Origin of the sequence: Psychromicrobium xiongbiense (assembly GCF_030271165.1) — a bacterium.
GTDB lineage: Bacteria > Actinomycetota > Actinomycetes > Actinomycetales > Micrococcaceae > Renibacterium > Renibacterium xiongbiense.
In genome coordinates this window covers 1-653 of the sequence record NZ_JASSZH010000057.1, presented here as the reverse complement: position 1 = coordinate 653, position 653 = coordinate 1, and the positions used below count along the sequence as shown (strand labels likewise).

1 protein-coding gene is annotated in these 653 nt (G+C 68.5%); it reads right to left on the bottom strand.

What is annotated here, in order from left to right; translation table 11 throughout:
- Positions 1–653: ISL3 family transposase (locus tag QQM37_RS14380; protein WP_285728305.1), on the bottom strand; the 653-nt coding region annotated here is incomplete at both ends.

Sequence of the window (653 nt, the reverse complement as noted above, 5' to 3'; positions counted from 1 at the left end):
TGTAGAGCGGATCGTCCTTCATCCCGCGTCTGCCGTGGAGGTCCTGTTGGACGCGACGGCGGCAGACGTCGAGGGCGTCACCGGCGAGACGGACCACATGGAACGGATCCATCACCGCGACCGCCTTCGGGAGTTCTTCCGCGGCGGCGGTCTTGAACCCGGTGAACCCGTCCATCGCGACGACCTCGATCCCGTCCCGCCACGACTTCGGTCGCCCGGCGAGCCACTGCTTGAACACCGCCTTCGAGCGGCCCTCGACCATGTCCAGCAGCCGCGCGGGGCCCGTCCTGTCGCGGTTCGGGGTGAGGTCGATGATCACGGTGACGTACTTGTCGCCGAACCGAGTGTGCCGCCAGACATGCTCGTCGACACCAATCACCCGGACGCCGTCGAACCGGTGCGGGTCATCGATCAGACGTCGGCGGCCCTCGGCGAGGACAGCACTGTTCGCGGTGTGCCAGGACACCCCGAGACCGGCAGCGACGCGGGACACGGTGAGGTGATCAACGACGATCCCGGCCAGCGCCCAGCCGAGCCCTCCGCGGGAGATCTTCGCTCGCGGCGGCGCGGCCTTGCTGGTGTCTTCTCGCCAGACCTTCCCGCAGTTCTCGCACCGATACCGACGCACCCGGATCAGCAGCGTCGTGGGCCGA